We start from the raw sequence: 21,233 nt of genomic DNA, 5'->3' as shown, positions 1-21,233 counted from the left end.
AGGGGTGGGGGTGTCAGGGCCAGCGGCGGAAGATCAACGAGGTGTTGACGCCGCCGAAGGCAAAGTTGTTGTTCATCACATGCTCGTGGCTCATGCCGCGGAATTCGCCGCGCAGGTAGTCCAGCTCGCCACAGCGTGGGTCGATGTCGTCGAGGTTGAGGGTGTGCGCGTAGCGGTCGCTGTTCATCATCTCGATGCTGAACCACGATTCCAGCGCGCCGCAGGCGCCCAGGGTGTGGCCGAGGAAGCTCTTCTGCGAGCTGATCGCCATGCGTGGGCCGAACAGGCTGCTGGTGGCCAGGGTCTCGGCGATGTCGCCCTGCTCGGTGGCGGTGCCGTGGCCGTTGACGTAGCCGATCGCCTCGGGCGGCAGGGCGGCATCCTCCAGCGCCAGCTCCATGGCCCGGCGCATGGTGGTCTGCTCGGGGCGGGTGGTGTGCTGGCCGTCGGCGTTGCTGCCGAAACCGACGATCTCGGCGTGGATCCGGGCGCCACGGGCCAGGGCATGCTCCAGCTCCTCGAGCACCAGCATGCCGCCGCCCTCGCCGATCACCAGCCCGTCCCGGCCGCTGTCGTAGGGCCTTGGGCTCAGGTGCGGGGTGTCGTTCTTCAGGCTGGTGGCGTACAGCGCGTCGAACACCATCGCTTCGGTGGGGCACAGCTCTTCGGCGCCACCGGCGAGCATCAGCGGCAGGCGGCCGTACTTGATCGCCTCGTAGGCGTAGCCGATGCCCTGGCTGCCGCTGGTGCAGGCGCTGGAGGTGGGGATCAGGCGCCCGGTGAGGCCGAAGAAGATGCTGATGTTGGCGGCGGTGGTGTGCGGCATCATGCGCACGTAGGAGTTGGCGTTGAGACCGTCGGCCACCGAGTTGAGCAGCATGTTGCCGAACGCCTTGATCTCGTCGGTGCTGCCGGTGGAGGAGCCGCAGGCCACGCCCATGCGCCCGTCGCGAATGCTCGGGTCGTCGAGCAGCCCGGCGTCGGCCAGGGCCCGCTCGGCGGCGGCCACTGCCAGGCGCGAAACGCGGCCCATGCTGCGCAGCTGCTTGCGGGTCCAGTGGCCGGGCACCTGGAAGTCATCGATCGGCCCGGCCAGGCGTGTGTTCAGTTCCTCGAAACGGTCCCACTCGTGCATGCGGCGGATGCCGCTGCGCTGGCCGGCGAAATGCCCGGCGATGGTGGCCCAGTCGTTGCCCAGGGCGGTGAGGCCGGCCATGCCGGTGACCACGACGCGGCGCATCAGCACAGCCCTCCGTTGACCGCCAGCACCTGGCGGGTGATATAGGCCGCCTCGGGCGACATCAGGAAGTTCACCGCGCCCGCCACCTCTTCCGGCGTGCCCATGCGCCCGGCCGGGATCATCTTCAGCAGTTCGTCGACCGGCACATGCTCGTCGAGCATGGCGGTGTCGATCAGCCCGGGCGCCACGCAGTTGACCGTGATGCGGCGTTTGCCCAGCTCGATCGCCAGGGCCTTGGCGGCGCCGATCAGGCCTGCCTTCGAAGCGCTGTAGTTGACCTGGCCACGGTTGCCGATCAGCCCCGACACCGAGGTGATGCAGACGATCCGCCCTGGCGCGCGGCGGCGGATCATCGGCATGGTCAGTGGCTGCAGCACGTTGTAGAAGCCGTCGAGGTTGGTGCGCAGGACCTGGTCCCAGTCCTCGTCGGTGAGCGCCGGGAAGGCGCCATCGCGGGTCAGGCCGGCGTTGCACACCACGCCGTAGTAGGCGCCATGGGCTTCGACATCGGCCTCGAGGATGGCCCGGCAGGTGGCGCGGTCGGCCACGTCGAACTGCAGCACCCGCGCCTGCCGGCCCAGCGCGCTGACTTCGGCGGCCACGGCTTCGGCCTCGGCGCGGCCGCTGCGGCAATGCAGCACCAGGTCGTAACCGGAGCGGGCCAGGCGCAGGGCAATGGCCCGGCCGATGCCCCGGCTCGAGCCGGTGACCAGGATGGTGTCAGTCATGGGAGGACTCCTCTGGGCCCGCTTCGGCCAGGTAGCTGGCCACTTGTGGCGGGCGGTAGACATTCAGGCGGGCGCTGGCGTGGATGCCGGGGCCGCGCAGGTGGCATTCGAACACGCCCATGCCGTTCTCGTCTTCGAGCGAGCGCAGGGCGTGGATGTGCAGTTCGGCGCCGACCGGAAAATGCTCGACATCGCATTCGTACTTGCGGGTGCCCAGCAGAAATCCCAGCTCCACGGGCTGGCCGCTGCGGCGGGCGCGGCAGCCGGCGTAGGCGGCCACGCTCTGGGCCATCAGCTCGACGCCCAGCCAGGCCGGCAGGCTGCCGTCGGCGCGATTGAACAGGCCGCCAGGACGCACCGTGGCGCGGGTGTGGATCTGCTCCTCCTCGCAGCTGTCGATCCGGTCGATCAGGATCATGTCGCCGGCGTGGGGCAGCAGTTCGGCCAAAGGCCAGGAAATCATGGGGTGTCTCCGAGAATCAGGCTGACGTTGTTGCCGCCGAAGGCGAACGAGTTGCTCATCAATCGACGTGGTCGCCGGGCGTCCAGGCGCTGACTGCCGTCGACCAGTGCCAGGCCTGGCAGCAGCGGATCCCGCTGGCCGTCCCACACGTGCGGTGGCAGCAGGCCTTGCCGGTTGTGCTCGCTCAGGCTCAGCCAGCAGAAGGCCGCTTCCAGGGCACCGGCGGCGCCGAGGGTGTGGCCGGTCAGTGGCTTGCTCGACGAGCAAGGCAGGGCGCCGCCGAACAGGCTGTGCACGGCCAGGCTTTCCATGGCGTCGTTGTGCGCCGTGGCGGTGCCGTGCAGGTTCAGGTAGTCGATCTGCGCCGGCGCAAGGCCGGCATTGTCCAGTGCTTTGCCCATGCACTGCAAGGCGCCGGCACCGGTCGGGTCCGGCGCGGAGATATGGTGCGCGTCGGAGCTGGCGCCGGCACCGAGGAGGGCGATGCAAGGGCCTTCGCGGTTGCGCTCGCGGGTCATCAGGAACAGCGCCGCGGCTTCACCGATGTTGATACCGTCGCGATTGACCGAGAACGGGTTGCAGCGTTGCTCGCTCACCGCCTCCAGGGCGCTGAAGCCGTTGAGGGTCAGGCCGCACAGGCTGTCCACGCCGCCGCACAGCACGGCGTCGCACAGGCCTTGCTCCAGCAGGCGACGGGCGCTGAGCAGGGCCCGCCCGCTGGAGGTGCAGGCGGTGGAAATCACATAGGCCGGGCCGCTCAGTTGCAGCCAGTCGGCGAGGAAATTGGCCGGCGCGCTCAGTTCCTGCTGGTCATAGCGGTAGTGGTCGGGGAAGTGTCCGGCCTGCAGGTAGTGGGCGATGCCCTCGCTGGCTTCGGCGATCCCGGACGTGCTGGTGCCGAGAATCACCGCGATGCGTTGCGGGCCATGCTCGGCGATGGCCTGGCGAATGGCCGGCTCGATCTGCAGGGCGGCGCTGTACAGCAGCTGGTTGTTGCGACTGTGCCGGTCGGGCAAGGGCAATGCCGGCAGCTCGCCGCTCACCGCGCCGACCGGGGGGCGGCGTCCGGGGATCCAGCCATCCTGGTGCCGCATGCCGGAGCAGTCGCCGGCGAACAGGCGGGCAGCCACTTCGGCCTGGCTGCGACCAAGGGCGCAGACCAGGCCCAGGGCATTGAGGTAGGCGGTCATGGCGCGGTCTCGCTGGGCAGTGGGTCGACTACATAACGCAGGCCCTGGCCCAGGTTCAAGTCGAAGCGGTCGACGGCCCGATAGGTGACCTGCCAGCGGTCGTCGAGCCAGCGCCGATCGCCTTGCTGGCGGGCCTGCGGATACAGCAGCGGCAGTTGGCCGGCCGGGGTCAGGGCGAACAATGTGGCGGCGAACAGTTCCCGGGCCTCGGGGTTGGGTGGCAGCAGGCCGTCGGCCTGCCAGCGTTGGCCATCGAGCAGCTGACGGGCCTGGGGGATGCCCAGCGGGTCCAGCAGCGACCAGCGCAGGCGGCCCTCTTCACGCTGGATCACCAGCAGCCAGTCCTGGCGTTGCCCGGCCTGCTCGCGGGCCACATGCAACTGCTGTGGCAGCGTCAGCGCCGGCAGTTGCGTGGGCAGCGGCGCATGGGCGGCGCAGGCGCCGAGCAGCAGGCACAGGGCCATCGCCAATAGCGCTTTCATGCAGGCTCCAGGGGTTTGCGCGCCACCACGTTGACCAGCGTCTCCTCACGCTGGCCCACGGGTGGCGGCTTGCGCAGGCCGAGGCGTTCGAGCAGGCCGAAGTCCTTGGCCCGGCTCCACCACAGGTAGGGGTAAGACACGTTCTGCGGGCCGAACACGAAGCCTTGCTCGCGGAGCATCCGCAGGTAGCCTTCGGCGCTTTTCTGCACATGCATGGGGTGGCGGAAGAACCAGCGGATCACCCAGGTGTCGATGTAGGCCTCGGTGGACTCGGCGAACAGCAGGTAGCCGCCGGGCTTGAGCACGCGATGGAACTCGGCCAGGGCCTTCTCCTGCTCGACCAGGTGGTGGAAGGTCTGGTGGCAGAACAGAAGGTCGACGCTGGCGTCCGGGTAGGGCAGCTGGGCGCAGTCGCTGCCGCGCAGCTCCACCTCGATGCCCAGGCGCCCGGCTTCGGCGGCGCTGAGGTCGAGGCTGTGCGGGTCGGCATCGGTGCCGAGCAGGCGCGCCGGGGCGAACACCTGGTGCAGGTGCTTGAACGACTTGCCCTGGCCGCAGCCGGCATCGAGCAGCACTGGGGCCTGGGGCGGTTCGCCGTCGAACAGGCGGCGCAGGTCGTCGATGGCCACGCGCAGCACGTGGTGCTGCCAGGTGTGGCTGCTGAGGAAGCGGAAGCCGATGCGGGTTTCCTCGACGTAGGTCTCGCTGAGGTAGGGCTGCTGGCTCATGCCGGTTCCCTCGCGCACAGTTCGGCCAGGGTGCGCAGGCGTCGCCGGGGCTCGGCGACGAACGGGTTGCGGGTGTCCCAGGCGTAGCCGGCGAGGATCGAACTGATCATGGCGCGGATCTCCGGCGAGCTGCCGGGATGGTAGATCACGTCCTGGAAGCCGCCGTCGTACCAGCCCTCCACATACACCCGGAACGTGTCGACGCCGCGCTTGAGCGGGTCGGCGAACTCGGTCTGCCAGTCCACCGTCTCGCCCTGCAGCTGGCGGTGCAGCAGGCCGGCGGCCATGCTGGCCGAGCGCATGGCGATGGTCACGCCCGAGGAGAACACCGGGTCGAGGAACTCGGCGGCGTTGCCCAGCAGGGCGAAGCCTTTGCCATGCAGGCGCTTGACGTTGGCCGAGTAGCCGCCGATGGTGCGCGCCGGGGTGTCCCACACCGCGTTGACCAGGACCTTGGACAGGCTCGGGGTCTGCGCCACGAAGTGCTTCAGGCACTGGTCCAGGTCGGATGGCGCGTCGGCGAAGCGCTCGGCCGCGGCGACCACGCCCAGCGAAGTGCGGCCATCGCTGAAGGGGATGGTCCAGAACCAGATGTCGCGGTGCTCGGGGTGGGTGGTGATGAGAATCTTGTCGCGATCGAAGCCGGGGTGGTCGATGCGGTCCTCGACATGGGTGAACACCGCCTGGCGCACCGGGAAGTTCGACGGTGCCTCCAGGTCGAGCAGGCGCGGCAGCACCCGACCATAGCCACTGGCGTCGAGCACGAAGGTGGCCTGGACCTGGTACTCGCTGCCATCCGCGCGGCGCACGCGCACGTGGGGTTGCGCGCCACTCATGTCGGCGCTGACGATTTCCTGCTCGTAGCGGATCTCCACGCCCTGCGCCTCGGCCTGGTCGGCCAGCAACTGGTCGAAGCGTGCGCGCTGCACCTGGAAGGTGCTCGGCTTGCCCTGGGTGAAGGTCTGGCCGAAGTCGAAGTGCGTGTATTCATCGCCCCAGGCGAAGGCCGCGCCGTTCTTGTGCTGGAAACCCGCGGCCTGCAGGGCTTCGAGCATGCCGGCTTCTTCGACGAAGTCGAGGCAGTGCGACAGCAGGCTCTCGCCGATGGAGAAGCGCGGGAAACGCTGGCGTTCGATGATCAGCACGTCATGGCCGTGGCGCTTGAGCAGCGCGGCGGCGATGGCGCCGGACGGGCCGGCACCGATCACCAGGACCTGGCGTTGTTGCAGTTCAGTGTTCGGCATGAGGCCTCCTTGCCGGGGAAACAGAAGTAAGGGGTAGACGGTGCAGGCCCGCCAGCGCGGGCATCAGGGTGGCGACCAGGCTCATCAGCATCAGCGCGAAGTACAGCGCCGGGCTGATCAGTTGCTGGGACAGCAGCAGGTTGAGGAAGACGATCTCGCTGAGGCCGCGGATGTTCAGCAACAGGCTTTCGCGCCACATGCTGGCACCGGCGAACGAGGGCGTCGCCCAACTCAGGCCGAGCCAGTTGCCGAGCAGCTTGCTGAGGATCGGCAGTGCCAGCAGCGCCGCCAACTGCCAGCCGTCGAAGCCCTGCAACGCGTGGTGCACGTCAATCTGCACCACGCCGTAGGTAAGGATCAGCGGGACCGCGAAACCCTGTTGCAGGCGGCGGCTCCAGGCCGCGGACAGTGGCAGGCGCACCGGCACCTCGAGCCATGCCAGGCAACCCAGGTAGCCGATACCGAAGATCAGGGCGTTGAGTCGGTAGTGCTCGGCGCCGAACAGCAGCAACAGGAACAGCAGGCCATAGGCCTTGGGCGCGCGCAGGCCGAGGGCGTGCAGTGGCAGCGGCAGCAGCGCCGCCAGCAGCGGCAGGACCAGGCTGCCCGGCTGCAGGGTGCCCTGGCCAAGCCCCAGCAGCAGCCAGCACACCAGGTCGATCAGGATCGCGGCTTGCAGCAGGCGACGGCTGGCCGCGGGAGGGTAGTCGATGGCGCGCAGGTACAGGTACAGCACCGGGATCGCGGTGATGGCGAACACCAGGCCCAGGGCCAGCGCGGTCACCCCGCCCTGGTCGAGCAGCCACACTGCGCAACCGAGCCCGCAGGCGAACGGTACCAGGAAGCTGGGTACCGCGAGCTTCAGCGCCTCGCGGTCGGGGCGCAGCTCCACGACGTCGGTGAGGATATGCCCCAGCAGCAGGGCGAAGCTGCAGCCGTAGAGGGCCTTCAGCCAGGCCGGGGCCACCAGCGCGGCGCCATCGACCTGCCAGTGCGGCTCGACCCACAGGAGCATGACCACCGGCAGCACCAGGGTCGCCAGCAACAGCTGGCTGACGATCGGGATCAGCCCCAGGCGCTTGCCCAGGGTGCTGGCCAGCGCATACAGCGACAGGGCCAGGGCCCAGAACAACAGGACGGTCATGGTTGCGTGCGCGCTCCATCGCGGGGGGCGGCCCAGGGGGCCAGCAGGAAGCTGAAAGCCAGGCCCAGACTCACCGCCAGGCCGAAGTTGCTCACCGCCGGGGTGCTGGAAAGTGCCAGCAGGCCGAACGACAGCCAGGTGGTGAGGGCGGCGAGCAAGGTGCCGAGCAGGCTGACGGCGGCGCCGCCGATGCGTTCGTGCATGAGGATCGCGTAGTCGACGCTGATGGCGGTGACCAACAGCAGGCCGAACAGGCTGAACAGCGTCAGCGGTTGGCCGAGCCAGCCCAGGCTCGCCAGGCTGCACAATGCCGCCAGCAGCGGCAGGGCGACGATGCGCAGTGCGCCGGTCAGGCCGAACGGCAGCACCAGCAGCACCAGGATCAACGCGCAGGACAGCAGCTTGAGCTCGGCGGCGCTGAGCTGGGTGGCGGCGAACAGCTGGTTCAGCTCGCCGAGACGATCCACCAGCTGGACGCCCGCCAGATCGCCGACCTGCAGGCGCAGCAACGCCGCATCGGCCTGGCCTTGCAGGCTGACGATAGCCGCCACGCCGCTGCCGTCCTGGCCAAGCCACAGAGGCCGCCAGGCTTCCCCCAGCGGGCCGGCCAGCACCTGGTCGATGGTCTGCGTGGGCAGCGCGCCCAGTCGCGTCAGTTCGTCGTCCAGCGCGGCCCGTGGTACACCCAGGTCCACCAGCGCTTGCCAGTGGTCGGGCAGGCTGGCCAGCGCCAGGCGCGTCGCGGTCTGTTCCGCCGGGCTGGCGACCAGCTGTCCGAGGCTCATGTAGCCCTTGAGCTTGTCCAGGTCGACCAGCTCGCCGAGCTTGACCGACAAGGCCTGCAGGCGCTCGAGCAACTGCTGCTGGTCGGCGCCGCGCACCAGGAAGAACTGGCTGGTGGGCTGGTAACCGGTGATGCGCGCCACGGCCTGTGCCTCTTCGAGCAACTGGGGCGGGCTGCCGACCCACTGGCGGATGTCGTTGTGGGTATCGAGGCGCCACAGGCCCAGCGCGCAGAACGCCAGCACCAGCGCCAGCAGCGCACTACTGGGTACCTTGCGCAGCAGGCGCTCGCGCCAGCCGGTGAGCGTTTCGGCGACACCCAGCGGCCATTGCGCCGGGCGCAGCTCGACACCGCCGAGCAACGCCGGCAGCAGGCATACCGCGCTCAGGTAGGCGCCGACCAGGCCGGCGGCAGAGAAGGCGGCGATCTGGGTCAGGGCCGGGAACGGCGTGAAGGCCAGTGCCAGGTAGCCGATGCAGCTGGTGGCCAGGCTCAGGCTCATGCCCGGCAGGGTCAGGCGCACCGCGGGCCAGCTGCGCCAGGGACGCAGGCTCCAGCTTTTCGACAGATAGTGCAGGGGATAGTCCACGGCCACGCCGATCAGGCTGGAGCCCAGCACCAGGGTCATCACGTGCATCTGGCCGAACAGCGCCACGCACACCACCGAGCCGAACAGCATGCCTACCAGAACCGGGACGAAGGCCAGCAGCACGCGCCAGCGACGGAAAGCCAGCAGCAACAGCAGGAGGATGCCGAGGGTGGCGCCACCGCCGACCCAGGTGATCTCGCGGCTGGCCTGCCGCTGGCCGGCGGCGGCATGCAACAGGCCGCTGGCGGCCAGCAGCCGCGCATCCTGTCGGTCGGCCTGGGCGCGGGCGTCGGCCAGCAGCCCGGCCACTTGCAGCGGCAGGTGCATATCGAAGGCATTGCCCAGGGTGCGGGCGCGCACCAGTACCCAATGGCGACCGTCAGCCTCGGCGACCAGGGCCCCGCTGGCGGTGTCCAGGGTGACGTTGGCAGGCTTTGGCTGGCTGTTCTGGATACGCCCGGTCAGGCCCAGCCAGTCGTCCTGGCTGGGCACCAGGCTGAGGCCGGCGAAGGGGTCGAACAGGCTTTGCACACGTTGCTCGACGAAGGCATCGGGGTGTTCGCGCAGTTGCTGGCGATCCACGGCCGAGAGCATCGCCAGGCGTCCCCGGAGCAACTGTTCGCGCACGGCCGCGAGGTCGGTCTGCAGGCTCCATTGCACCTTTTCGAACAGGCCGCTGGCCTGCCACTGCCCGGCCAGTCGCTCGGCCAGCGCCAATGCCTGCTGGCGATCGGCGTGGCCGACCAGTACCAGGAGCTCGCGGTTGAGCGGCTCCTGCATGCGCTGCTCGGCGCGCTCCACCAGCGGATCATGGGTGGCGCCGGGGACCAGCGTCATCAGGTCGGCCGACAGCGGCGCTCCTCGGTGCCATTGCCAGCCGGCGACAGCGAGCATCACCAGCAGCAGGGCGAGGAACAGGCGTGGCAACAGGCGTTCAGTCGGCAAAGTCGCTGCGCTCCGCATCGCTCAGGGCAGGGGCGCCGCTGCTTTCGGGCAGGCGCAGCACGGTGCTGTCGCCCTGGGTTTCACTCAGTTCGATGCGTTCGACGAAGCGTCCGCCGCTGATGTCGATGCGCGCGAAGACCTGCCTGAGCAGCAGCGAACGGGGCGTCAGGCGCAATTGCCAGTGCGTGGCATCGCCACTGAGACTCAGCTCGAAGTCGCGTTGCAGGCCGCTGCTGTCACCTTGCAGCACGGCGAAGAACAGGCGGTTCTGCTGGGCGCCGGCACTGTGGCTGGGCAGGGTCTGCCAGCCGCTCGGGTCGCGGCGGGCGATACCGCTGGCGTCGATGCGGTAGTCCTGGCGCAGTGGGGTTTCCAGCAGCCAGAGCAGGCCGTGGTCGCGGGCCAGGACGAAGCGGCCTTTGCTCAGCAACGGCTGGGGCAGGGCGCGCAGGTGCTTCTCCTGGATGAACGGGCCCTTGACCACCGCCGGTTCGCTGAGCTGTTTTTGCAGGTCGTCGAGGGTGAAGGCCTGGGCCAGGGGGCTGATGAGCAGCAGGACGATGGTTATCAGGGCCCTGTGGGAGCGGCCTTGCGTCGCGAAAGGGCCGCGTAGCGGCCCCAGCCATCCAAGCAGCGTTGTCGAAATCCAGGCGCCGCTTCGCGGCCCTTTCGCGACGCAAGGCCGCTCCCACACGGATCGTGCGAAGCCATGAGAGGCGCTCATGGCAGCACCTTGGCGACGGCATCGAGCATCACCTGGGGCGAGGCCAGCTGCATTTCGCCGCTTTCGATGTGCACGGCAACCTGCACGGTGCTGGCCCGGGTCATGCGTTCGCCGGTCTCGGCATCGCTGATCAGGTAGTGCAGCTTCAGGCGGTTCTCCCACTCCACCAGGCTGGCCCGCACGCGCAGGCGCTGGCCGAAGGTGGCGCCGCGGATGTAGCGCAGCTGCAGGTCGATCACCGGCCACGCGTAGCCGCTGGCCTGCATCCGCACATAGTCGTGGGCCAGGCGCTCGAGCAGGGCGCAACGCGCGACCTCGAGGTACTTGACGTAGTGGCCGTGCCAGACGATGTGCATGCTGTCGACGTCGAAGAAGGGCACGACGATTTCGCTGTCGACATGGAACACGCCAGGGTTACGCATGCAGCCTCCAGTGGCGCTGGCCGATGCGCTCCAGGCACAGGCGCAGGTCGCGCTCCAGGGCGCGGTCCTCGATGACCGGGGCGAAGTCCTCGAGCAGGGCCTCGTGCATCCGCGCCAGGGTCGCAGGCAATGTCCGCGCATCGGCCTGACGCGCGCGCAGCCAGACCCCTTGGTTGGCCGCCAGCAGGGTCGCGGCGGCGACCTGCTCGGTCAGTTCCAGTACGCGCAGGGCGTCGCGGGCGGCGATGGTGCCCATGCTCACCTTGTCCTGGTTGTGGCACTCGGTGGAGCGTGAGAACACGCTGGCCGGCATGGTCTGCTTGAGCGCTTCGGCGGTCCAGGCGCTGGCGCCGATCTGCACGGCCTTGAAACCGTGGTTGAGCATCGCCCGTTCGGCCTCGGCGCCGGATAGGTTGCTCGGCAGGCCGTGGTTGTAGCGCACGTCCACCAGCAGGGCGAGCTGTCGGTCGAGCAGGTCGGCGACGTTGGCCACCAGGGTCTTCAGGCTGTCCATGGCGAAGGCGATGTGCCCGCCGTAGAAGTGCCCGCCATGCAGCACGCGCTCGGCGTCGCCGTCGATGATCGGGTTGTCGTTGGCGCTGTTCAGCTCGGTCTCGATGAAGCCGCGCAGCCAGCCCAGGCTGTCGGCCAGCACGCCCAGCACATGGGGCGCGCAACGCAGCGAGTAGCGGTCCTGCAGGCGGTGCAGGGATGGCAGCGGGGCGTCGATGGCCAGGTCCTGGCGCAGCCAGGCGGCGACCTGGGTCTGGCCGGGGTGCGGCTTGGCGGCGAACAGGCGCTCGTCGAAGTGTTCCGGGTTGCCTTGCAGGGCGATGACGTTGAGCGCGGTGATGCGGGTCGCCAGCTTGAGCAGGTAGTCGGCGCGGGCGTAGGCCAGACAGGCCAGGCCGGTCATCACCGCGGTGCCGTTCATCAGCGCCAGGGCCTCCTTGGGCCGCAGCACCAGCGGCTGCCAGCCCAGTTCGCGGTGCACCTCGGCACTGTCACGGCGCTCGCCTCGGTACATCACCTCGCGCTCGCCGGACAAGGTGGCGGCCACGTACGACAGGGGCGTCAGGTCGCCGCTGGCGCCCACCGAGCCTTCCTCGGGGATCAGCGGCAGGATGTCGTGCTCGAGGAACTGCTGCAGGCGCTCCAGCAGCACCAGGCGCACGCCCGACACGCCGTGGCTCAGCGAGCGCAGGCGGGCGGCGAGCACGGCGCGGGTGGCGACGGCGTCGAGCAGCTTGCCCAGGCCGCAGCCATGGAAGGTGTAGAGGTGACGCGGCAGGGCCTCGACGTGCTCCAGCGGCACGGCGACCACGCAGGAGTCGCCATAGCCTGTGGTCACACCGTAGATCACCCCTTCCTTGTCGAGCAGGGTGTCGAGGAAGCGGGCGCCGCGCTCGATGCGCTCGCGGTAGGCGGTGTCGCTGTCCAGTCGCGCCGACGCCCGGCGTTCGGCCAGGGCGAGGACGTCTTCGATCGCGAGCGGCGATTCGCCGAACGTTACAGGCTCATGCGGATGCATCGTCATCGGTCTTCCAGAAAGGGTAGAAATTGAACCACTGCAAGGGTGCCTGGCCGCAGTAGTGGCCCAGGCGCTGGGCATAGCGCGCGGCCCACTCGGCGATCACCTGGTCGCGCTGGCCGCGCCGCCAGTGCACGCGCTCGGCGAAGGGTTCGAGGGTGACCCGGTAGCGCCCCTGGTGCTTGAGGCAGAACAGCAGGTTGAGCGGGCATTCGAGCATGCCGGCCAGCAGCCAGGGGCCTTGCGGGAAGGCGGCCGGGTGCCCGAGAAAGTCCACTTCGACGGTGCGCGCGCCGTGCAGGGGCACCCGGTCGCCGGCGATGGCCAGCCACTCGCCGCGCTCCAGGCGCTCGGACAGCTGCAGCATGACCGCGGGGTCCAGCTCGCTCACCTGGATCAACCGCAGGTTGCTCGCCCCGGCCTCGCCCAGCAGGCGATTGAAGCGTTCGGCGTGGCGGGTGTGCACCAGCACGTTCATGGTCACCTGCTCGCCGAGCTCGGCCAGGGCACGGCACACCTCGAGGTTGCCCAGGTGCGCGCCCACCAGCATCTGGCCACGCGTGCCGCGCAGTTGCAGGCGCAACTGCGCCGGGTCGTCGATCTCGATGTCCTCCAGGCGCAGCTTGCCGTTCCACACGTCGAGCTTGTCCAGCAGCGCGTCGGCAAAGGCCATGAACTGGCGAAACACCTGCCACTGGCCGGGCATCGGCGTCTGTCCGCCATTCCAGCGGGCGAGCCGCTGCTGGTACTGCCAGGCACTGCGCCGGGCGCGGCGGCCGAACAGGAAGAAGTACGCGACGATGACATGGATCAGCGGGCTGAGCAGGCGTCGGCCAAGCAGGCGCACCAGGGTGGCGGTCAGCTTCATCAGCCAGAAGCTGCCGCGCTCCTGGTGCTCGGCCCAGTGCCTGGGCTGCTGGCTCATGCACGCCACCTGCGCCAGAGGATCAGCGGCGCGCGCAGGAGCATGCCGAAGAACAGCTTGGCGTGCATCTTGGAGATCAGCGCGTTGTCGTGGAACAGCCGGAAGTGCGACAGGCCGTCCTGCGGGTAGTGAACCCGGGTCGGCAGCCAGCGCATCGGCTGGTTGCGCCAGGCCAGGCGCACCAGGATCTCCGGATCGAAGTCCATGCGCCGCCCAAGGGCGACGCTGTCGATCATCGCCAGGGTCGCGGGCAATGGGTAGACCCGAAAGCCGCACATCGAGTCGGGGATCTGCAGCGACAGGCTGTTGATCCAGACCCAGACATGGGTCAGGTAACGGGCATACAGGCGACCCTTGGGCACGCTGGCGTCGTACTGCGGATAGCCGCACACCAGCGCCTGCGGGAAAGCCTGGGATTGTTCCAGGAAGCGGCTGACGTCGGCCAGGTCGTGCTGGCCATCGGCATCCACCTGCAGGGCATGGCTGAAGCCCAGGCGCGAAGCTTCGCGCAGCCCGGCCATGACCGCGCCGCCCTTGCCCTGGTTCACCGGGAGGGTGACCAGGTACACGTCGGCCTGCCCGGCCAGTTGCCGCAGGACCTGGGCGCAGGCCGCATGGCTGGCGTCGTCGACCAGCACGCAGGGCAGGCCGGCGTGCTGCAGGTCGGCCACCACGGCGGGCAGCGCCTGCTCGTGGTTGTACACCGGGATCACGGCGCAGGGCTTATGCACGCGCCACCTCCAGCAGGATGCGACCACTGGAGCAGGCCAGCCCGGCGCAGGTGTAGGCGAAGTACAGCTTGCCGCGCTCGCTGTCGAAGCGCAGGGTCAGGGTCAGTTCGTCGCCGGGGCGCACCAGTTGCTGGAACTTGAGCACCTCCATGCCGGCGAAGCGGCCCTGGATGCCAAGCCGCTCGCCGGCCAGGGCGATGGCCCAGTCCACCTGCACGACGCCTGGCAACACGGGGGTGCGCGGGAAGTGCCCGGTAAAGCAGGCCAGGTCCACAGGCACGGCCAGGCGCAGATGCGTTTCGCCTTGCTCGTGACGCAGCTCCAGCACCTCCGGGGCCAGGCTGCGCGGGGCGAGCAGCAGCGCCTGCAGGGTGGCCTGGGGCAGCTTGCCCTGGGCGTTGAGCGGCATTTGTCGTACCAGCCGCCAGCGGCGGGGCAGGGCCAGTGGCTCGCAGTGCCCGGCCAGGTGGGCGCGCAGGCCTTGCACCAGTGCTCGGCGTCCCTGGTTGCGCAGGGCATGCAGGCCGCTCGGCGAGAGCACCACCACTGCCCCAAGGTAGGCACGGCCTTCCTCGATCATGCCCAGGCGGGCTTCGGCGACCCAGGCGTGGGCGCCCAGGGCATGCTCCAGCATGGGCAGGGACACCCGCTTTTCTTCCAGCTTGACGATGCGGTCGAGGCGCCCGAGCAGACGAAAGCGTCCGTCCTCGGTCAGTTCGGCGGCATCGGCGCTCTGCTCGACATGCCCGTCGGGCAGGTAGGGCGAAGCGATGCGTAGCGCACCGTGCTCGTCCTGGCTCAGGCGGACGTCGACGAACGGCTGCCAAAGCGTTTCGCCCTGGCGCCAGGCGATGCCACCGGTCTCGGAACTGCCGAGGATCTCCGTGGGCCACTGGCCGAGGCGTTGGTGCAGGCGCCCCGCGGCCTCGGTGGGCAACTCGCCGCCAGAGGAGAATACCTTGCGCACCGCTTGCAGGGCCGGCCAGTCGAGGTTGTCGCCCATGCGCTTGAGCAGTGCCGGGCTGGCCACCCAGGCGAATGCCGGATGCTCGCGGCTGGCGCGTTGCAGGTCCTCGGGGAAGGGCAACTGGCGGCGCTCGAAGCCACGCCCGGCGCACAGTGGCCAGAGCACGCGAAACAGCAGGCCGTAGATGTGCTGGGTGGCGACGCTGCCGATGATCCAGGCGTCGCCCAGGGTGCTGCCCCACAGGTGTTCGAGGGCACTCACTTCATTGGCCAGCTGGCGCAGCTGCTTGTCGATGCGCTTGGGCTCGCCGCTGGAACCGGAGGTGCACAGGCTGATGCGGCACTGCGCGAGGTCCAGGTCGGTCCAGGGCAGTGGATCCGCCAGCAGGGCCTCCAGGGCGGCATCGCCGGCCTGGTCGCTGAGCCACAGGTCAACCTGGTTGCCCCAGCGCTCGCGCGTGCCCGGCTGCAGGTCGGCCGGCAGTAGCACCTCGACCCCGGCGCGCCATGCGCCGAGCAGGGCGATGGCCAATTGCGCGGCGTCCTCCAGGTGCACGGCCAGGCGCGTTACGCCACGTTGGCGCAGGCCGCCGGCCAGGCGCAGGGCCTGATGGCACAGCTGGGCGTGGTCCAGGTCGGGTGCCTGGGTCACCTGGCGCGGCGCATCCAGCGGGCGCAGCAGGTGTTCGAGGTTGATCCAGCTCATGAGCGTCCTCGCACACGTTGTCGTATCAGCCATTCGATGGCGAACAGCAGGCCCATCGCGGCATAGGCGATCAGGCCGTTGTACAGGGTCCACCAGCTCAGCGGCGCCCACAGGGTAAGGCCGGCGGCGATCAGGCCATTGAGCAGGAAGAACAGGCTCCACGCCTGGGTGACCTGGCGCGTGTAGCGCACCGCCCGTGGCGGCAGTTCCGGGTCGCGCAGGCGGGCCAGGCGTTCGGCCATGGGCATGCCGTGCAGCAAGGTGCCCCCGAACAGGGCGAGCATGAACGCGCTGATCAGCACCGGGTACCAGCGCAGCAGCTGCGGGCTGTCGGACAGGCCCAGCAGGGCGCAGAACGCCAGGGCGGCGATGGCCATCCACAGGCTGCCGGGACGGCGTGGCGCGCTCAGGGCACGAGCCAGCCACAACGCGCCGAGCAGCAGACCGAACTGCCAGGGGGCGAAGTGGCCCATGCCGAAATGCACCGCAAAGGGATACAGCACGCCGGCCAACAGCAGGCCGAGGCCGATCAGGCGCTTCATGCGCTGGGATTGACCAGGCGGAACACGGCTTCGACCACGTCATTGACGGTACGCACCGACTTGAAGTCATCGGCGGCGATCTTCTTGCCGGTCTGGCGCTTGATGTGGTCGATCAGATCGACGGCGTCGATGCTGTCGATTTCCAGATCCTGGTAGAGGTTGGACTGCAGGCTGATGCTCGCCGGCTCCAGTTCGAACAGCTCGACCAGGGCGTCGCGCAGGATGTTGAAGATGTCTTCGCGGGTTTGCATGGGACGGTCTCAGGCGGCCTTACGGGCAGTGACGAACGCGGCCAGGGCGGCCACGCTGCTGAAATGGTTGCGGGTGTCCTTGGCGTCGGCATCGATCTTGATGCCGTAGCGTTTCTGGATCGCCAGGCCGAGCTCGAGTGCATCCACCGAGTCCAGGCCCAGGCCTTCGCCGAACAGGGTCTGGTCGTCGGCGATGTCCTCCACGCCGATGTCCTCGAGCCCCAGGGCGTCGATGATCAGCTGCTTGAGGTCACGGTTGAGGTCTTGCTGTGGCGCGCTCATCGGCGGCGAGCTCCTTGATGTAGTGCTGGTGCAGGTGGTCGTTGAGTTTGCGCGAGGCCTGGGGCGCCGGCCCCAGCGCCGCGAAGGCCTGGGGGTCGATATCGGCGCCGACCCGCAGGGTGAAATGCACGCGGCGGGCGGGGATGCGGTACCAGGGTTCGTGCTTGGTCAGGGTGGTGGGGCTGACCTGGATGGTCACCGGGGTGATGATCTTCGCACCGCGCAGGGCGATGGCGGCGGCGCCGCGATGAAAGGCGGGCGCCTGGCCGGGCGGGGTGCGTGTGCCCTCGGGGAAGATGACCAGGGTCTGGCCTTGTCGCAGCGAGGCTACTGCGGTGTCGAGCATGTCCATGCTGCCGTCGTTGCCGATGTACTGGGCCTCGCTCACCGGGCCACGGGTGAACGGATTGTCGAACAGGCTCTGCTTGACCACGCAGTTGGCCTGGCGCACGAGGCCGATGAGGAACACCACGTCGATCAGCGAGGGGTGGTTGGCGATGATCATCTGCCCGGGGCGCCCGAGGCGCTCGGCGCCCTCGATCTGGTAGGTGAGCACGCCGCTGGCGTGCATGAAGCGCACGAAGCGCCAGAACAGCCAGCTGATGGTATGGCGCGCGCGCTGGCGGTGGCGCTCGGCGCCGCCGGGCAGGCAGGCGAGCAGGGGAAACACCAGCACGCGCAGGCCCAGCCCGCCCAGCCCGAACAGCACGAAGCTCGCGGCGGTGGCCAGCAGGCGCCAGTGATAGGCGTCCCGCGTCCGGGTCACGGTTGGCGTTGCCAGTTCCATGTACGACGCTTCCATGTGTGGGTGAAGGAATCCCGGCCGCTCAGCGAGGCTTGCAACCAGCTCAGGGCGTGGGGCAGAGGCGCCGTGGCGGGAGTGACCGCCTGGCCAGGGGTCAACAGCCATTGCGTTCCCGGGGTCAGCAGCAAGCCCAGGGCATAGGCGAAGGGCACGTCATCGATCCAGGGGCGGTAGGCCTCGGGGGGCAGCTCCTCGGCCACCACCACGAGTACCGCCGGGGCGCCCTCGGCCAGCAGCGTGGCCGCTTCGAGCAGGCCGTGCTCGAAACCATCGCCGGCCGCGGCCAGGGCCGTCATCTCGCAGGTCGAGCCGCGCAGGATCGACCACTGACCGATCACCGCGTTGTGCACCGACAGGCTGAACTGGGTGGGCGACAACGGCTGAGCCGCGGCCAGTTCGCTAAGTATCGAGAAGGTCCGCGGCGTTTCGCCATGGCGCGAGACGAACACCAAAGGCAACCGCGCGTGCCCTTGGGCAAGCGGCCAGCCCACGGCGAAGGCCATGCGCGCCAAGTGGCTGAGGCGACGGCGTTGCATGGCGGGCAGGAACGCTACATCGGGAGCTGCCCCGTCCTGATGCGGTTGCAACTCACCGTGCGCCCATGCCTGCCAGTCGGCGGGTGTCTGCAGGCCGGGGGCCCAGGCACGCCATTGGCTGATGTCGAAGCTGATCATGTTTAATGTGACGTTCGCGTCTGCTGTCTACCCTGAAGGATTTCCTTGCCGTGGGAGTGATCCCTGGCCACCTGCCTTGCAGGGGAGCGCATGGGCGAGTGGCGCGCATTATCCCGGTGACCGGGGTGTGTATCAATCCGCATGGTGGCAATCAGACAATCGCTGCACGCATGTGCGTCATTCCTGGCTGTTCGTGTACGCGATTTCCGACAATCGGTTGGCCATACAGTGTCGGATGCAATCGCCACAACTTGAGCGAAGAATGCTGGCCATTGACGCCGGGGCGCCACATACTCGGGCATTCGTTGATACACGGAGGTCTGACATGCGGCGCGTGGTGTTCAATCAGAAAGGTGGCGTGGGCAAGTCGAGCATTGCCTGCAATCTTGCGGCGGTCAGTGCCAGTGAAGGCTATCGGACCCTGCTGATCGATCTGGATGCGCAGGCCAACTCCACCCAGTACCTGACCGGGCTGACCGGCGACGACATCCCCATGGGCATCGCCGACTTCTTCAAGCAGTCGCTGTCCAGCGGGCCGTTCGCCAAGAAGAACAAGGTCGACATCTACGAAACCCCCTTCGACAACCTCCATGTGGTCACCGCCACCTCGGAGCTGGCCGACCTGCAGCCCAAGCTGGAGGCCAAGCACAAGATCAACAAGCTGCGCAAACTGCTCGACGAGCTGGACGAAGATTACGAACGGATCTACATCGATACTCCGCCGGCGTTGAACTTCTATGCGGTTTCTGCGCTGATCGCCGCTGATCGCGTGCTTATTCCCTTCGATTGCGACAGTTTTTCGCGTCAGGCCCTATACGGGCTGCTGGCCGAGATCGACGAACTCAAGGAAGACCATAACGACGAGCTGGTGGTCGAGGGCATCGTGGTCAATCAGTTCCAGTCACGTGCCAGCCTGCCGCAGCAGATGCTCGACGAGCTGCTGGCCGAGGGCCTGCCGGTGCTGCCGGTGTACCTGGGCAGCTCGGTGAAGATGCGTGAATCCCACCATGCCAGCCTGCCGCTGATCCACCTGGAACCACGGCACAAGCTGACCCAGCAGTTCGTCGAGTTGCACGACCTGCTGGAGCGCAGCGCCTAGACGCCCTGGCCGCGCAGCCACTCCAGCAATGACTGGAGTGGAAACGCCCCAGCCTGGCGCGCCACCTCGCGGCCATTCCTGAACAGGATCAGGCTGGGGATCGAGCGGATGCCCAGCTGCCCGGCGAGGTTGCGGTTGGCCTCGCTGTCGAGCTTGGCCAGGCGGCAGCGGCCGTTGAGCTGGCGGGCGGCTTGTTCGAATACCGGGGCGAAGCTCTTGCAGGGGCCGCACCAGTCGGCCCAGACATCCAGCAGCAGTGGCAGGTCGCCCTTGATCTGGGCGCTGTAGCTGGCTTCGCTCAGGTCGAAGGGGCGGGGCAGCAGCATGTCCTGCTTGCAGCGGCCGCATTTCGGGCTGTCGCCCAGGCGTTCGGCGGGCAGGCGGCTGAGGCCGTTGCAGTGGGGGCAGGGGATAACCAGGGGGTCGGACATTTCGTCTCCTTGATGATGCTTGGGGCTGCTGAGCAGCCCTTTCGCGACACAAGGCCGCTCCTGCAGGGGTATGGGTCTTTCTGTAGGAGCGGCCTTGTGTCGCGAAAGGGCCGCGCAGCGGCCCCGGGGTTCATGACGAACAGCTGATCTCCAGGTGCTTGCCCCACTCTGGCGGCCGCTCGGCATAGGCCTGCATGCCGGGCTGTTCCTCGAACGGCTTGCTCAGTACCTGATGTAGCTGCCGCACTTCACTGTAGTCGCCTGCCTCGGCGGCTTCGATGGCCTTCTGCGCCAGGTAGTTACGCAGCACGTACAGCGGATTGACCGCGTGCATCCGTTCCCGGCGCCCTTCGGCGTTGTCCGGTTCACGCTCGCAGCGTGCCAGGTAGTCGGCGCTCCAGGCGTCGAAGCCGGCCAGGTCGATGAAGTCGTCGCGTACCACTTGCAGCGCCTCGGCCACCGGTCGCTCGCCCAGGCGACGGAAGAACAAGGTGTAGTCCACGCCGCCGCTCTGCATGCGTTGCAGCAGGCGCTCGACCAGGGCCATGTCGCCGTCCTCGGCCGTGGTCAGGCCCAGGCGGCGACGCATCAGATCCAGGTAGTGCGCCTGGTACAGCGGCAGGAACAGGCCGAGCGCCTCTTTCAGCGGCTCCACTTCGATCACCGTGGTCAGCGCCTGGGCCAGGGCGCTGAGGTTCCAGTGGGCGATCGGTACCTGGTTGGCGTAGCTGTAGCGTCCACGGTCGTCGGAATGGTTGCAGATGAAGTTGGCGTCGAAGTCGTCGAGGAAGGCGTAGGGGCCGAAGTCGAAGGTGATGCCGAGGATCGACATGTTGTCGGTGTTCATCACGCCATGGCAGAAGCCATAGGCCTGCCAGCGGGCGATCAGCTCGGCGTTGCGCTCGACGATGGTGCGGAACATCGCCAGGTAGGGTTGTTCGACGTCACGGCACTCGGGGTAGTGCTGCTCCAATACGTGATCGATCAGCACCCGCTGCTGTTCCGGCTGTTTGGTGTAGTAGAAGTACTCGAAGTGACCGAAGCGCACGTGGCTTTGGGCCAGGCGCAGGAGCATGGCCGCGCTTTCGCGGCTCTCGCGCCATACCGGCGTGCTCGAGCCGATCACGCACAGTGCGCGGCTGCTGGGAATGCCCAGGGCGTGCAGGGCTTCGGAGGCGAGGAACTCGCGGATCGACGAGCGCAGCACGGCGCGACCATCGCCCATGCGCGAATAAGGTGTCTGGCCGGCGCCCTTGAGGTGCAGGTCCCAGTGCTCGCCGGCATCGTTGAGGACCTCGCCCAGCAGCAGGCCGCGACCGTCACCCAGGCGCGGGTTGTAGGAGCCGAACTGGTGGCCGGAATAAACCATCGCCCGTGGGTCGGCCTCTTCCCAGAGCTTGTGGCCGCTGAACAGCTCGGCGAACACCGGTAGCTCGGCCTGGGCCGGGTCGAGGTCGAGCAGGGCCATGGCTGATTCGCTGGCGACGACCAGGCGCGGCTCGGCAATGGGGTCGGGCAGGACCTGGGTGGAGAAGGCATCGCCGAGGCGGGCGAAGCGGTTGTCGAAGGTGAGTTGGTCGAGGGACTTCACGGGGCCTGCTCCTGGA

General features: G+C 68.4%; 23 protein-coding genes. 1 reads left to right on the top strand and 22 read right to left on the bottom strand.

What is annotated here, in order from left to right:
- Positions 1 to 13: 13 nt before the first annotated feature.
- Genes N7422_RS20815 through N7422_RS20720 form a run of 20 tightly spaced genes read right to left on the bottom strand, consistent with a single transcriptional unit; the run spans position 14 to position 18,096 of the window.
- On the bottom strand, positions 14 to 1,240 hold the full coding sequence (locus N7422_RS20815; RefSeq protein ID WP_279808320.1) for a beta-ketoacyl-ACP synthase: 1,227 nt from the start codon (positions 1,238 to 1,240) through the stop codon (positions 14 to 16).
- Positions 1,240 to 1,968, bottom strand: a complete 729-nt coding sequence (fabG, locus tag N7422_RS20810) for a 3-oxoacyl-ACP reductase FabG (protein ID WP_279808319.1) — start codon at positions 1,966 to 1,968, stop codon at positions 1,240 to 1,242. The genes N7422_RS20815 and fabG overlap by 1 nt, the downstream gene beginning before the upstream one ends.
- On the bottom strand, positions 1,961 to 2,431 hold the full coding sequence (locus N7422_RS20805) for a hotdog family protein (RefSeq protein ID WP_279808318.1): 471 nt from the start codon (positions 2,429 to 2,431) through the stop codon (positions 1,961 to 1,963). The genes fabG and N7422_RS20805 overlap by 8 nt, the downstream gene beginning before the upstream one ends.
- On the bottom strand, positions 2,428 to 3,621 hold the full coding sequence (locus N7422_RS20800; protein ID WP_279808317.1) for a beta-ketoacyl-[acyl-carrier-protein] synthase family protein: 1,194 nt from the start codon (positions 3,619 to 3,621) through the stop codon (positions 2,428 to 2,430). Before N7422_RS20800 ends, N7422_RS20805 begins: the two co-directional genes overlap by 4 nt.
- Positions 3,618 to 4,103, bottom strand: coding sequence for a hypothetical protein (locus tag N7422_RS20795; protein ID WP_279808316.1), 486 nt, complete (start codon positions 4,101 to 4,103; stop codon positions 3,618 to 3,620). Before N7422_RS20795 ends, N7422_RS20800 begins: the two co-directional genes overlap by 4 nt.
- On the bottom strand, positions 4,100 to 4,831 hold the full coding sequence (locus N7422_RS20790) for a class I SAM-dependent methyltransferase (protein WP_279808315.1): 732 nt from the start codon (positions 4,829 to 4,831) through the stop codon (positions 4,100 to 4,102). The genes N7422_RS20795 and N7422_RS20790 overlap by 4 nt, the downstream gene beginning before the upstream one ends.
- Positions 4,828 to 6,075 (bottom strand): NAD(P)/FAD-dependent oxidoreductase, encoded by a 1,248-nt coding sequence (locus tag N7422_RS20785; RefSeq protein WP_279808314.1) that lies wholly within the window; start codon positions 6,073 to 6,075, stop codon positions 4,828 to 4,830. Before N7422_RS20785 ends, N7422_RS20790 begins: the two co-directional genes overlap by 4 nt.
- Entirely contained in the window at positions 6,062 to 7,219 is a 1,158-nt protein-coding gene (locus N7422_RS20780) for a sodium:proton antiporter (protein ID WP_279808312.1), read from the bottom strand. The genes N7422_RS20785 and N7422_RS20780 overlap by 14 nt, the downstream gene beginning before the upstream one ends.
- Positions 7,216 to 9,537 carry a hypothetical protein gene (locus N7422_RS20775; protein ID WP_279808311.1) on the bottom strand — a complete coding sequence of 774 codons (2,322 nt, stop codon included), beginning with the start codon at positions 9,535 to 9,537 and terminating at the stop codon, positions 7,216 to 7,218. Before N7422_RS20775 ends, N7422_RS20780 begins: the two co-directional genes overlap by 4 nt.
- Complete coding sequence (locus N7422_RS20770; RefSeq protein WP_347815272.1) at positions 9,527 to 10,261, bottom strand: outer membrane lipoprotein carrier protein LolA; 735 nt, start codon at positions 10,259 to 10,261, stop codon at positions 9,527 to 9,529. Before N7422_RS20770 ends, N7422_RS20775 begins: the two co-directional genes overlap by 11 nt.
- Complete coding sequence (locus N7422_RS20765; RefSeq protein WP_279808310.1) at positions 10,258 to 10,683, bottom strand: acyl-CoA thioesterase; 426 nt, start codon at positions 10,681 to 10,683, stop codon at positions 10,258 to 10,260. The genes N7422_RS20770 and N7422_RS20765 overlap by 4 nt, the downstream gene beginning before the upstream one ends.
- Positions 10,676 to 12,220 (bottom strand): aromatic amino acid ammonia-lyase, encoded by a 1,545-nt coding sequence (locus N7422_RS20760; RefSeq protein ID WP_279808309.1) that lies wholly within the window; start codon positions 12,218 to 12,220, stop codon positions 10,676 to 10,678. The genes N7422_RS20765 and N7422_RS20760 overlap by 8 nt, the downstream gene beginning before the upstream one ends.
- The gene (locus N7422_RS20755; RefSeq protein ID WP_279808308.1) at positions 12,201 to 13,139 is read right to left on the bottom strand and encodes a glycosyl transferase; all 939 of its coding nucleotides are present in this window, start codon (positions 13,137 to 13,139) and stop codon (positions 12,201 to 12,203) included. The genes N7422_RS20760 and N7422_RS20755 overlap by 20 nt, the downstream gene beginning before the upstream one ends.
- Positions 13,136 to 13,870, bottom strand: a complete 735-nt coding sequence (locus N7422_RS20750; protein WP_279808307.1) for a glycosyltransferase family 2 protein — start codon at positions 13,868 to 13,870, stop codon at positions 13,136 to 13,138. Before N7422_RS20750 ends, N7422_RS20755 begins: the two co-directional genes overlap by 4 nt.
- Positions 13,863 to 15,542: an AMP-binding protein gene (locus tag N7422_RS20745; RefSeq protein ID WP_279808306.1), complete on the bottom strand. Its 1,680-nt coding sequence runs from the start codon at positions 15,540 to 15,542 to the stop codon at positions 13,863 to 13,865. The genes N7422_RS20750 and N7422_RS20745 overlap by 8 nt, the downstream gene beginning before the upstream one ends.
- Complete coding sequence (locus tag N7422_RS20740; protein ID WP_279808305.1) at positions 15,539 to 16,084, bottom strand: hypothetical protein; 546 nt, start codon at positions 16,082 to 16,084, stop codon at positions 15,539 to 15,541. Before N7422_RS20740 ends, N7422_RS20745 begins: the two co-directional genes overlap by 4 nt.
- Positions 16,081 to 16,335 carry an acyl carrier protein gene (locus N7422_RS20735; RefSeq protein ID WP_279808304.1) on the bottom strand — a complete coding sequence of 85 codons (255 nt, stop codon included), beginning with the start codon at positions 16,333 to 16,335 and terminating at the stop codon, positions 16,081 to 16,083. The genes N7422_RS20740 and N7422_RS20735 overlap by 4 nt, the downstream gene beginning before the upstream one ends.
- A 9-nt stretch (positions 16,336 to 16,344) precedes the next feature.
- Positions 16,345 to 16,617 carry a phosphopantetheine-binding protein gene (locus N7422_RS20730; protein WP_279808303.1) on the bottom strand — a complete coding sequence of 91 codons (273 nt, stop codon included), beginning with the start codon at positions 16,615 to 16,617 and terminating at the stop codon, positions 16,345 to 16,347.
- Positions 16,586 to 17,404 carry a lysophospholipid acyltransferase family protein gene (locus N7422_RS20725; RefSeq protein ID WP_279808302.1) on the bottom strand — a complete coding sequence of 273 codons (819 nt, stop codon included), beginning with the start codon at positions 17,402 to 17,404 and terminating at the stop codon, positions 16,586 to 16,588. Before N7422_RS20725 ends, N7422_RS20730 begins: the two co-directional genes overlap by 32 nt.
- A complete protein-coding gene (locus tag N7422_RS20720) occupies positions 17,380 to 18,096 on the bottom strand; it encodes a beta-ketoacyl synthase chain length factor (protein ID WP_279808301.1) in 717 nt (238 codons plus the stop codon). The genes N7422_RS20725 and N7422_RS20720 overlap by 25 nt, the downstream gene beginning before the upstream one ends.
- 325 nt (positions 18,097 to 18,421) lie before the next feature.
- On the opposite strand from N7422_RS20720, the gene N7422_RS20715 reads away from it, so the two are divergent.
- Positions 18,422 to 19,195, top strand: a complete 774-nt coding sequence (locus N7422_RS20715) for a ParA family protein (RefSeq protein WP_186711981.1) — start codon at positions 18,422 to 18,424, stop codon at positions 19,193 to 19,195.
- Here the strand turns inward: N7422_RS20715 and trxC are convergent.
- Positions 19,192 to 19,626, bottom strand: coding sequence for a thioredoxin TrxC (trxC, locus tag N7422_RS20710; protein WP_279808300.1), 435 nt, complete (start codon positions 19,624 to 19,626; stop codon positions 19,192 to 19,194). The two genes, N7422_RS20715 and trxC, sit on opposite strands and share 4 nt — an antisense overlap.
- A gap of 130 nt (positions 19,627 to 19,756) precedes the next feature.
- A complete protein-coding gene (selO, locus tag N7422_RS20705; protein WP_279808299.1) occupies positions 19,757 to 21,217 on the bottom strand; it encodes a protein adenylyltransferase SelO in 1,461 nt (486 codons plus the stop codon).
- Between the last annotated feature and the right edge of the window lie 16 nt (positions 21,218 to 21,233).

Origin of the sequence: Pseudomonas sp. GD04091 (assembly GCF_029836165.1) — a bacterium.
Classification (GTDB): domain Bacteria; phylum Pseudomonadota; class Gammaproteobacteria; order Pseudomonadales; family Pseudomonadaceae; genus Aquipseudomonas.
This window is presented reverse-complemented; position numbering and strand designations above follow the sequence as displayed.

What these genes read in the sequence shown, in the direction of transcription:
- N7422_RS20815 (WP_279808320.1), bottom strand. Translation starts at nt 1,240, where the DNA reads ATGCGCCGCGTCGTGGTCACCGGCATGGCCGGCCTCACCGCCCTGGGC.
- N7422_RS20785 (WP_279808314.1), bottom strand. Translation starts at nt 6,075, where the DNA reads ATGCCGAACACTGAACTGCAACAACGCCAGGTCCTGGTGATCGGTGCC.
- N7422_RS20790 (WP_279808315.1), bottom strand. Translation starts at nt 4,831, where the DNA reads ATGAGCCAGCAGCCCTACCTCAGCGAGACCTACGTCGAGGAAACCCGC.
- N7422_RS20745 (WP_279808306.1), bottom strand. Translation starts at nt 15,542, where the DNA reads ATGAGCTGGATCAACCTCGAACACCTGCTGCGCCCGCTGGATGCGCCG.
- N7422_RS20780 (WP_279808312.1), bottom strand. Translation starts at nt 7,219, where the DNA reads ATGACCGTCCTGTTGTTCTGGGCCCTGGCCCTGTCGCTGTATGCGCTG.
- N7422_RS20765 (WP_279808310.1), bottom strand. Translation starts at nt 10,683, where the DNA reads ATGCGTAACCCTGGCGTGTTCCATGTCGACAGCGAAATCGTCGTGCCC.
- N7422_RS20715 (WP_186711981.1), top strand. Translation starts at nt 18,422, where the DNA reads ATGCGGCGCGTGGTGTTCAATCAGAAAGGTGGCGTGGGCAAGTCGAGC.
- N7422_RS20735 (WP_279808304.1), bottom strand. Translation starts at nt 16,335, where the DNA reads ATGCAAACCCGCGAAGACATCTTCAACATCCTGCGCGACGCCCTGGTC.
- N7422_RS20760 (WP_279808309.1), bottom strand. Translation starts at nt 12,220, where the DNA reads ATGACGATGCATCCGCATGAGCCTGTAACGTTCGGCGAATCGCCGCTC.
- N7422_RS20740 (WP_279808305.1), bottom strand. Translation starts at nt 16,084, where the DNA reads ATGAAGCGCCTGATCGGCCTCGGCCTGCTGTTGGCCGGCGTGCTGTAT.
- N7422_RS20755 (WP_279808308.1), bottom strand. Translation starts at nt 13,139, where the DNA reads ATGAGCCAGCAGCCCAGGCACTGGGCCGAGCACCAGGAGCGCGGCAGC.
- trxC (WP_279808300.1), bottom strand. Translation starts at nt 19,626, where the DNA reads ATGTCCGACCCCCTGGTTATCCCCTGCCCCCACTGCAACGGCCTCAGC.
- N7422_RS20770 (WP_347815272.1), bottom strand. Translation starts at nt 10,261, where the DNA reads ATGAGCGCCTCTCATGGCTTCGCACGATCCGTGTGGGAGCGGCCTTGC.
- N7422_RS20730 (WP_279808303.1), bottom strand. Translation starts at nt 16,617, where the DNA reads ATGAGCGCGCCACAGCAAGACCTCAACCGTGACCTCAAGCAGCTGATC.
- N7422_RS20720 (WP_279808301.1), bottom strand. Translation starts at nt 18,096, where the DNA reads ATGATCAGCTTCGACATCAGCCAATGGCGTGCCTGGGCCCCCGGCCTG.
- fabG (WP_279808319.1), bottom strand. Translation starts at nt 1,968, where the DNA reads ATGACTGACACCATCCTGGTCACCGGCTCGAGCCGGGGCATCGGCCGG.
- N7422_RS20795 (WP_279808316.1), bottom strand. Translation starts at nt 4,103, where the DNA reads ATGAAAGCGCTATTGGCGATGGCCCTGTGCCTGCTGCTCGGCGCCTGC.
- N7422_RS20805 (WP_279808318.1), bottom strand. Translation starts at nt 2,431, where the DNA reads ATGATTTCCTGGCCTTTGGCCGAACTGCTGCCCCACGCCGGCGACATG.
- N7422_RS20800 (WP_279808317.1), bottom strand. Translation starts at nt 3,621, where the DNA reads ATGACCGCCTACCTCAATGCCCTGGGCCTGGTCTGCGCCCTTGGTCGC.
- N7422_RS20725 (WP_279808302.1), bottom strand. Translation starts at nt 17,404, where the DNA reads ATGGAACTGGCAACGCCAACCGTGACCCGGACGCGGGACGCCTATCAC.